At 44.2% G+C, this 11,646-nt stretch carries 2 protein-coding genes; both read right to left on the reverse strand.

The window, feature by feature from the left end:
* Positions 1-284 precede the first annotated feature (284 nt).
* Entirely contained in the window at positions 285-9,671 is a 9,387-nt protein-coding gene (locus tag ACHZA1_RS05975) for a glycine-rich domain-containing protein (RefSeq protein WP_320054318.1), read from the reverse strand.
* 580 nt (positions 9,672-10,251) lie between these two features.
* Positions 10,252-11,217, reverse strand: coding sequence for a DUF6261 family protein (locus ACHZA1_RS05980; RefSeq protein WP_320054319.1), 966 nt, complete (start codon positions 11,215-11,217; stop codon positions 10,252-10,254).
* Positions 11,218-11,646: the final 429 nt, after the last annotated feature.

Genomic DNA, 11,646 nt, shown 5'->3' on the forward strand with positions numbered 1-11,646 from the left:
CACCTATAAACCCAATTAAAATATTCAAAAGTAATTTCAGCCTGAATGCCCATCTCTATCACAGCCATAGTACATTCCCCATTTTACCTACAAATATTAACATTTTACTTCGACAGCCATTAGGCATTACTGCCCATTTCCCATTTTTACACATAAAGTAACACATGCGAGCTTAAAGATCACATAGGTACACACTATATATAGCATCATATAAAAGACTGCTTTATCACGATACTTACGCTAATATGCCCCAAAGCCACCTTTGAGGCATATTTTCCCTACTATTACTTTGCCACGCTATTGCCTACATGGTATGGAGGCCCCGTACGTGGTATTCTATTTATGACTAGCGACTTATCAGACGAACTATTTTGCACAGAGTTAGAACATCCATTAGAATCAGTTACAAACACCTTAACATCGGGGTACGAAACCATAGAAGAACTACTTGGAGGAAATAGGGTATCATTACTGGGGGCATAGAGCGTTGGATTTGCGCTTGTGGTGCTCGATAACGAGTACCCTGTAGTAGTAACCGACCAAAGATATGTTGAGTAAGCTGCAGTTAATGATAAAGACACCCCCTGTCCTGCACAAGCTGGAGCAATCGTTTTAAATTCAGGAGCAGGTAAGCTATTCACCGTAACCGTTCTACTTGCAGTTGCTACAGGACCACAACCGCTTGCTTGAATTGTAATGTTTGCAGCACCTGTAACGGTTGGATTCCACGTAACCTCACCAGTAAGGCTATTTATCGAGCCTAAGCTGCCATTGTTAATACTCCACAGGTAAGATGTAGCGTTGCTCACTGTAGAAGTATACGTTGTACTAGATTCGCTCGAAAGCATACACGAAGGTTCTGCTCCAACGCTTACAATTGGAGTTACTGAAACATTCGGCGTTATAGCAACCTGAACAGGAGTTCTACTATCGCTCAAACATCCATTGCTTGCTTCTGCATAGTACGTTGTATTGGACAACGGAGTTGCACTACTAAGCACAGTCCCTCCAGCAGCAACAGTATACCAATTTATAGAGGTACCTGTGCCAACTGTTGTAGCTATATTACTCAAATTAGCACCAGAGCAGAATGCCTGAGGCGAAGCTGCAGCAGGAGCATTAGGCTTAAGGGTAAAGTTTATATTAACATCATCGGAACTGATACACCCACCATTGCTGATAGTCCATCGGGCAGTGTACGACGAACCGTTAGTACCTGTTAATGTGCTATTATAAAGATCTGGCGAGGTAACCGTACCTCCAGTTCCCGATACAATACTCCAGAGTCCTTTACCGACGGTAGGGACATTACCTGCAAGCGTCGCTAAAGTTGCACCGCAAAGCGACAAATCAGGGCCTGCTGCTGCAGCCGTTGGACTATCGTATGAGGTAACAACAGTTTTAGCATCTACAACACCAGAACCATTGTTGTAGGAAAAGTTAACCAGCTGATAGTTTCCCGCTACAGACACGGGCAAACTGTAACCTGTGAGATTACTAAATGTTACAGATTGGATTTTGCCATTCAAGGAGTAGGTTAATATGTAGGGTGGGGCAATAGCCATTCCGTTGGTAAAGATGGTCACCGGAATGGAAGATGAGCCACAAATTGCACCTGTTGGCGAAAACTTTGCCTTAGGCATAATTCCCGTAACAGAAGCAGTGGTAAAACTGTAAGCAGTATTAGCGCTACTAAACGCATAGCTACTGGCATTGGTTACAGAACCATTAGTATTATCTCCCGAAGCACTAGTCGCCAATGCGGTCCATTTACCAGATTCTAAGTCGGCAATACGCATATCGGGCAAGCCATTAGTTGTCATAGCAGGAGTTAGACCGCTACTAGAATTCCAGTAAAGCCTCACGTACCCCTTCGAACTTGCATCAGTAGAAGAAACGCTCCAATACTCATCGGAATTAACCACACTAATTGGAGTGTTGAACGAAGTGCTTGTCGGGTTGTTATTAAAATACTGTACCGTCCAAGGTACGCTATTACTAAAGGTTGCCTTCAACGCTATCTGATACCCATATCTATTCTGCCCAATAGGAAAAACAAAGTCATAACTGCCCGTCTTCATATACTTAGTTAACGGACCATTGATGTATGACAACTCTGTTCCTGCAGAAGGATATATGCAGCTTTCGCTTAGGTTCGTAATTGTAAATGTATTCGTTGAACTTGTATTGATAACGCCATTGGTTAAATATAGATTACCTCCCAATTCCATTTTACCTGTCAGATCAAGACCACTTGGATTATTAATCTCAATGCTGTTGAATTTATTAAGTCCTGTGAACGCATTAGCATCGGTACTTATCGCTTGCTTTGCTGTACCAGAAAAAACGACCCTAGCGTCATCACCAGTGCCAGATCTGAAACCACCTGACGTAAGCAGCATACTTCCAAGTATCGTCAATTTTCTATCGTAAAGCGAATTGTCCAGTATTGGACCATCAATATTCAGCTTTTTGCATACAGTTAAATCTTTATTCGGATAGTAACGAGTTCCGGTACCCGAAACAACTAAATTAGGAACACTCGTATATAAATCAGAAACAATTGTATAGTCACCACTTCCTCCATACTCCAACGTTGAACTGCTCGAACAATCGAAGAAAGAATCATAGCGTCCTGCAGGCATCTGTCCACTCTCGAGATGCAGCGTACCATTCCCAACTACCGTTCCAAGGTTATGTCCAGAGGTTGAAGGATCAACCTTTAATGTTCCACCACTATTTATCTGTGTTCGATAGGCAAACGTATTGTTAGAGCTAGCCGTTACAGTTGTATTTTTATCAATGACAACTATGTACCCATTAGGGCCACCATCGGGTGCAATTGGCGACCAAATGGTCTTATCAGACCAATTTCCATCACGAATAGAGGTATAGGTAGCAATTACAGCAGGCAAAGCAGCATCGCCACCTGCAGTATACTCACCACTTATTGTAGTAGAATTGGAAGGAAAAGTAAACGAAATGACATTACTACCTTCATCTACATTATCGGTTGGAGGAAGGCTCTTAGACCAATTGTAGTCGGGGATACTCAACCGAGATGCCTCATATTTGCCCTCATCGCCTACCACATCGCTTTGGTTGTAGCTAAACGCAAGCCCTCCACTAAATCCAGATAAGCCGGCACTTTCTATCTCCCAGTAGTATCTCAAGGCATTGTTAGGATCTAAAACCGAAGGATGACGGGCATTGATATTGTTAACTCGGACAGCACCTACATAACCATTGGAGGTTACCGTAAGAACAGCAGGAGTGTATTTACCCCCAGAACCTATAGGGAAAGTAAACGAGGAGGCTCCTGTTCCAACAACCTTCTTTATGCCAACATCGCTATAAACACCATCAGAGGCAATCATCTTAGAGGCACTAAAACCTGCCCCATTGGCAATAATGCCACTATTTTGTCCTAAAGAAAGCAAGTACCTGTTGATGTCTAGGATTCCTGCAGTCATATAAAGGCTACTTATGAAAGACACAGAGTTCAACAGTTTTGCCCCATATACATTATTCAACTCTAAAGTTCCAAAGGTTCCCGTCCCACCGATTTGCTGTTGGGCTGTTGATCCATTTAGAACAACACCTCCGCTATTATCGGTATAGGTTCCGTTATTCAGAATATCGCCAAACAGAGTTATTTTATTGGCACCACAAGCAAGAGTTCCCGAAGAAATAGTTAGGTCGCCATTGGCAGTAAAGCTGCGATTAAGAGTAACCGAGGTAATTGGGTTGATGTTTAGATTATAAAAGTTAGTAGAAGAAGTACCCTTTATATTTTGGATATTTCCATTAAAGGTGGTGGTATTTGTTCCATATAAGTAGGAACCAACCGCTCCATTATTTATAAAATCACCCTTAAGTGAAACATTGACGTTGTTTGACTTTAGAACACTCGTAGCATTACTCAAGGTTAGAGAGCCATTAAGTAACAATGGATTCACCATCAGATTAAGCATATTGGTTCCACCTGTTCCATTTATCACAAGATTGTTGAGAGGAATGCTGGCATCCATTGCAAATGTCTCCGCAGTGGTATTACCAAAAGTAATAGTACCTCCAGTTACTGAGCTGCTAGCAGGACGAAGGTAAAGGTCTCCAAAAGTGTTGGTGCCACCTCCCCCATTAATAATATTAATGGCACTAGTTCCTGACATGTTGAACCAGCTACCATCATTCACCACCTCCAACGTTGCATTTGCTCCCCCCGATGCCTTATTGCCGTAAAGGTTTACCGTACCACCCGTTTGGGTGTAGCCCAGTACACCCGCTGCATTAAGCGGATTCCGTCTTATCTGTCCGTTAACATTCAAGGTGCCTCCTGATATTGATATCTCGGAGTAACCTCCACTTGCATATTCTATGCTGTTGCTTACACTTGTATTTGACGCATTTCCAACATTTACAGTACCATTTTCGACCAGAAGTTTTCCACCAAGTGATACCGTGTTCATGCTTACATTCCCTTGGGCTATGTAAATTGAATTGAGAGTATTTATATCTAATGACGCTGTATTTGGAATATTAAATGGAGTAACCGTACTTATATTAAGATCGTTTGGACTCTTATATATAAACGTACCATTTTGCAACGTTAGCCAATTATCGATAGGGGTGGTTAGGGTGCCTCCTATATTGCATGTTAATGTTGTTGATTGTGATGCCCCTTTACTTACTGTAACTTTACCAAATTTAGTAATTGGCGTACCTGATGTATTCCTAATCTCGGAATTACTATTACCAAAGAAAGATACATTTACCTGGCTAAGATTTACGTAGTTGGTAGATTGATCCGAGTAAACACGACCAGTTGTGTTATTTACAAGGCTACCTCCGATGGAGAAACTCTGGCTAGAGTTACCAGACCATACATCAATTCCTCCATTAGCAGACACCGTAACATTTCCATTAACTACTACATCTTGAGCACCACCAGAACCATTGCCATACCAACCAAAAGAGCCTCCAACTATAGTCATATTCCCATTAATAGTAATGGTTTTAGAGATTGTGGAGGAGGGAAATGAAGGATAACTAGACTTCCAAGTAGGACAGAACCAAGAATCCGGATTCTGTCCGCGAATAACTAAATCACCATAAATTAACAGGTTATTATTGGGGAAGATAACATTGGAACCTCCAAGAGGCGAAATAATAAGATTCCCATAGCTGCCAACACCATTGGGCAACCAGTAAGTTGTGTTACTATTGCTATTCGTTGTATAAAGTTCGGTAGTGCCCAAGTTTTTGTTAAACTCGGAAAAATCACCAGAAGGAAAAGTATATGTGGAACCAGAATTATAAGAGGTCGTTAATCTAAAGTTTCCATTCCCATTTGGATGGCTCAACACCATAGCGAAGTTACATCCGGGATTATAGCCGATATCCAATGCAGAACCCTTTTCAATTTGAAGACTTGCACAAGACTGAACGTCTATATCTATATCAGTATTATCTGTTGCAAGATATAAAGAATCAGCCCCCCCAATAATAACGATATCATTTAGACCAGGAACAGCACCTTTCGTATTTGGAGGCCCTGCATTACCAGTAAACGACCAGTTAGAAGATTCACTCCATAAACCTGAACCTGAGCTAGAACCATTTATGCAGCTGTAAAACTTTTTAGCAGTTCCAAACGCACCATTACCAGCCGTATAGTCTCCATCTAGAAGAGTACCGCTCGTTGTCCAATCCGATATAACATTTGAGGCTTTATTTACAGAAGCAGCAGCCCCTGCGATCCAAGAGTAAGTGGTTCGATTGTAGTATGCGGGCAAGTAGTTTGAATCAGAACCTTGAGCATCATCATCTACATAAGTAAAGCGATGGGTAACCCCTGTTGTCGAAGTTGGGAATCCTGAAGACTTAACCTTCCAAAAGTAGGCTAAACTCTTTCCTTTAGCTGTGGTTGCCGGGTGCTCGTAACCTACAGGAATTACAGTAACGCTCCCAATTGATGAGGGAGTAGAACTAAATCCTATGGTAGCAGGAGTATATGAGGCTGTTGTGCGCTTTGTTGAGGCCGCTCCAACATAGAAGGTTTTACTTAAGCTAGATGAAGAATAGGCTATAGTTAATCCGCCATCGCCAGCTTGCCCATTGGTAACTATATACCTATTGCTTCCTGTACCTGCACCTGAGAAACTTGCGGTCGAGGACATCACCAACCCGTTCGACCCTATTGTCAACGATTTATCGGAGGTAAACCATAACACTCCATTAATGGTGAAGCTAGCAGTGGTGCTTATCGGTGCGGTCGTTGACGCTGTTGTATTATTCAGCTCAAGATTTCCGAATACTCCGCTGCCATTGCCGTCTATTCCTTGCGCCGCGGCTCCATTTAGAACAATACGTCCCGTCCCATAATGCGTACCAGAATTGTAAACACCTCCACTAGCATTAATAGTGGTACCATTATCGTTTAACTTTCCGGTAATAATGGATAGCGAATCTGACACATTAATAACCTTTTGGCTTCCGGCAAATGCAAGCTCAGACGTAGGAGCTGTCTTTAGTACCTTCATCCTGTAAAGCGACAATGCACCTGCCGTATTTACTAAAAAGGTTTGATTGCCACTTCCATTAAATACAGTTCTATTGCTATTAGGCATGTAGGTTGATCCGCTTGCAATAGTGTAGTTGCCACCTATATATAGATCTTTTCCATTAGCATCTAATGTCCCGGCTGTTAGGTTTACATTCTTGAGAACATAGAGGTTGCTATTGATCAACCTTACATTGGTAGAACCAGAAGCCAAGTTCACATTAAAGTTGGCCAAGGGTGCAGCTGTAGAAACATCCAATGTAGTAGCATCGGCTAATGAGGAGCCTGCAGTAGGTACCATGGTAAGAGTACCTCCAGTAACACTAATGTTAGCAACAGGACAAGCAACGGTAAACGCACCGACATTACCAGTAGCACATCCATCGTAGATACGTATCTCGCCACCACCCATAGAGAAGCCGCTGGAGGTATTGCTATTAATGGTGAAGGTAGCAGCACCTGTGCCTATTCCATTTGTAGCACGAACAGTATTCAGATCGGTAAGCGTTAGGTCATCAACTTTTGAGGTTTGAAGCTTATGCTGCAACCTACCTCTCAGATAGAGCGTACCTCCATTTTGGGTATAGTTTAGGATTCCGCTGTTTGCCCCAGAGCCATCCAGAAGTTGCTTGGCATCCACCTTTCCCCCATTAATAATAAGTTGTCCGGAGCCATTGCTCCAGTAGGTAATGCCAGAGGATTCCCTTGTGGATAGATAGCCATCGTTGACGATCAGATTCCCAAGAAGACCTAAAGAGCCATTTGCGTTGTTGTTACTTATACCCAATGATGCATTGCTTGTTGCGCCTATACCATTGGCAATATTAACCTCGGAGTAGTCGTCAGCAGTTGAGAGAACTATTACATCGGGACCGTTTAGCACCAGCGAGGCCTTAAGGGGAATAAAGTAGTCGCTATTTGCGGTTGTTCCCTCGCTTAGCGATGGAATGGCCGTAGCACCTTTAAGGATAACCGTACCGGTGCGCATCCAAAAAGCCTTCTTGATATTTGGATTTGCAGCATCAGCACCAACCTCATAGGCCGCATTATTGGCACCATAAAGAACAAAATTCTTTGGTAAGGATGGATCTATGGTTAACGAAACGGAGGGATCTACCTTATCAACTACCAGGTTGTAGAAGTTCGTTGTTCCACTACAGACAAGTGAAGAACTTGTGCCTCCCATAAAGTAAACCGTAGCTGCACCCGATGTTGCGCCACTGCCGATTGGCGGGAAGCTAGCATAACCAGGAAGTGCTAAGTTGGTAAACTTTACCGTACCTCCATAGTTGTAGAAGTTGCCGTAAAGCACAACCCTATGAAACTGCTCGTAGTAGTTCAGAAATGGAGCAGCCCCCCCTGTAAGAGCAGCAGAGGTAGGATCGGTATAGCTATTTGTTGAACCTTTACCAACAACCATCGATGTACCGCTATTCACCGTTACATCGCCATTAATGGTAAGGTTAAGCTTAGCGGTTGAGGCATCGTCATTAATCCTAAAGGTGCCACCAAGCAGCGTTAACGAGCCATTTAGCGTTAGGTTGCTTTGCTGGGTAGCCACCACTCCTGATGGGGTGTTAATGTTGAGGTTGTTGAACACCTGCTGCGACGATGGTAGCGTAAAGTTCGATGCGTTGTAGTACTCGGTAGTACCACCCCCTGCCAGTACAAAGGGATTGTTTGCTGCTGCAGGAAAGTAGGCAGAGGCAATACGGATCTCTCCATCACCTGCAAGGGTATTTAATCCACTGGCAAACCTATATGTTCTAATATCAAGTATTCCTCCATCGTTAATGGTAACCTTAAGGTTTACAGTAGCAATATCCGATGGTAGGTAAACATTACGGTTTGATAGAATTACAACGTAATCGTTGCTGGCAGGAATAGCAGAGCCTACTTGGGTGGTACCACTAGGGTCGAGAGTCCATGTTGTAGGATCCGACCAGCTACCCGACTTGTAGGAGTATAGGGGGAGGGTTGGCGGTATAGAGTTTCCGCTTACAGCAATGGTCTGAGGAGAAGTCCCTCCACCAGAAACTGTGATTGTTCCACTATAATTGGCATTGGCAGCTGTTGGCTTAAATCTCACATATAGGTTTGCCGTAAGGCTTCCTCCTGTATAGCTTATGGTTTTAGAAGAAGTACTCCATGTAACATTGTCTAGTGAAGTTTCAAAGTTTGATGGAGGGGCAGCTATAGAAATAGTGCCAGAAGAAGATGGCGTTAAATAGTTCCCAAAATATGTTACTACTTGAACTCCTGAGTATGTATTTACTGCAGTATAGCCAAAGTTTACACTACTAGGATTTGTTAATGCACCAGGGGGAATCGTAATAACAACATTACCATCGGCACCAGAACCAGACTTGCCAGCATTTCCACCACGGCCACCGCCACCACCTCCAGGAGCATTTCCAGATCCAGCATCATCACCCTCACCATCACTACCAGATCCTCCAGATCCACTACCGGAACCTCCGGAACCTCCAGCACCATCAGTATAGTATCCGAAAGAACGATAAGCATCGTCTCCATCATAGCCATAACCACCACTAGTCGTTGGAAATGCGGAGCCACCACCTCCACCTCCACCTCCATATCCAGTGGAAGATTTATTACTTCCATTAACCCCGTCTCTTCCTCCATTTCCTCCAGCATATGAAGTAAAAGAGGTTACTCCAGGATTGGTATTCAGCATAAGACCACCTACACCACCATTTTTTCCACTTGCTGCAGAACCACCGTTAGCCGTAAGCGTGATACCGTTGCACGAAACCGAAGTATTACCTCCCGCATTACCGGGTTCACCACCTGCGCCAACAGTTATTTTCACCGTAGCACCAGATACCACGGTAAAAATTCCCTTGGTATAGGCACCACCACCGCCACCGCCAGCACTAGTTGCTCCAGAGGTATTACCGCCACCGCCTCCAGCACCCCAACACTCCACCGTAATAGAGGTAACACCTTCAGGTACTGTAAAAGATTCTGATTTAGTAAATGTTTTAGATGTTTGCCCCCACCCCACAGCAGGCAAAAACGACAGGAGCAGTATAGCTACCATAGAGCATAGCAGCCTAGAAATGACGGGAGGACACAACTTATCCATAGCAGTAATAAATATTAACGCAAAGTTGATTAGGGAATGGGGCACCCACAATATCATCCCGTCTTACTCATCCACCATTCTACTGCAAATATTAACTTTTATTTTTATAAATAATCTATTTAACATCGCAATTATTAAACTTAGCAGCATATAATACTCAAGCATGGTGCAAAATACCTATAATACACTACTTAACATGGGCATTTTACTCTACTACCCGTGTGCAACCTCTAACTTGCTGGTCAACTCTGTCACTACGATGCAGAACCCATTCAATTACATTGGCGTATACAAGACAAATTCATCAGAAGTAGCAATGATCACATTACCTAAATAAAATATGAATATCCATAGATGCAGGCAGCATCGCGAAATAGACTGGCAAAATCGCAAGATGCTTGCATTCGAATTACCCATAAGCCATTGGCAATCCACCGATCCTTGTCAACCTATTACGTGATGGCTTGATGAACGCCGACGCCTACCCCTAGCCAACCTAGCGACGGGTAGATGCAAAAAAAAGAGGCCGCCGCTCACGCGGAGAACCTCTTAAATTCTAACATAAAAATAGGCCATAAACCTAAACCACATTATCCATTTTATTCTCGCTTATTATTTTAGCATCCTGATCTTCTGCTGGTAGCGCAGCTGCAGGTTTTTCCATCACCAGCTGCTGCTCCACGAGCTGGTTGGCTGCGGCCTCGTCTTCGGGCTCTTCCGAACCATCCTGTGCCTTCGCCCCCTTCTTACCCAACTTTCTCATGGACTTCTTCTCCACCGGCTTGTCCTTGTTTTTATCCTTATCCTTGTCCTTATCCTTGCCCTCCTTCTTGGCGTTTTCGGCGCGGGTGGCCTTGGCCTTCAGCGTTTGCTGCTTCCCAACGGTGATGACGTTCATCTTCTCCACCATCTCCTTAAGGAGCGGCTCGTCGGAGGTTAACAGCAACCCGCCGATGACGGCAAAGAGGTTGGATGTCGTCTCGGCCACATGCCTTAGCGCCGTCGAGGTGGAGACATCGTTCTGCTCGGCCCAGGCGCTTATCCGCTGCCTATCGGAATCCAGAAACTTGGCATTGGCCCCCTTTAGGTTGGCCAGCGCCTTACCAATACCGATACCGGCAATGGCCGCTTTCAGCTTCTCGGTTTCGAGGACATTCAATAGCGACTGCAGGTTTGCGCTAAACTTATCGGGCGGAAGGGCCTGCATCCTCCATCCGTGCAGCTTAATGGTGTTTACCACCAGCTGCGCGTGCTGGCATTCCTGCGGATCGCTACTCTTAAGCGCCGATTCGGCGCCTCCCTTAAAGTGAAGGAACGCCTTTCGGCGAATCGTATTCAAGTCGGCCCGAGCAGTGCTATACAACGTGCTGTCAACCTTACTGGAGGCCTGAATGGTAAGATCGATGGCGTCAGAAAATGGGGCGTACACCTTGCCGAGTAACGTTTTAATGGTTGGGTAGCCCTCTACCGTGCTGCGCAAATCAACGAAATAGGTAATCGATTCGCCATTGGTTAATCGGTGGTAGTCCAGCTTTAATAGCTCCATATGCAGTAGAATATTAATTAACAATACTCAAATCTACGGCAGTGCAAATTAACTTGTCAATAGGAACAGATACATTTTTTAACCCCCCATACCTTAATTCGGAATGATTCTAAACAAAATTGCACGCCAACACTTTGCCTGCCATAAGGGCAATAGGGAATTCTACGCCGCAGCAAAAGTGCCCACACGAGAGCAGCAGCAAAATCCATAACATACTACTATTCCACACATTAAAACAACCGCTGCATAGCAGTAAGCAGCCAGCAACTCGGTGCTAGGAGCAAAAAATCACGACAAAAACAGCCTAAGCACCACCTCCGGGAGGCAGTGCTATCGCCGACAACAGCTAAATCTAAAATTCGGAATTAGCTATTCGTGCCGATATCAGTAAAATCCGAAAATCGGAAACCGCTGCTATCGCCGATAACA

It is taken from the genome of uncultured Acetobacteroides sp., assembly GCF_963667355.2.
In the GTDB taxonomy this organism is placed as follows: Bacteria; Bacteroidota; Bacteroidia; order Bacteroidales; family ZOR0009; genus Acetobacteroides.

Excerpts from the sequence above, each read along its gene's own strand:
- ACHZA1_RS05975 (WP_320054318.1), bottom strand. The coding sequence starts at position 9,671 with ATGGATAAGTTGTGTCCTCCCGTCATTTCTAGGCTGCTATGCTCTATG.
- ACHZA1_RS05980 (WP_320054319.1), bottom strand. The coding sequence starts at position 11,217 with ATGGAGCTATTAAAGCTGGACTACCACCGATTAACCAATGGCGAATCG.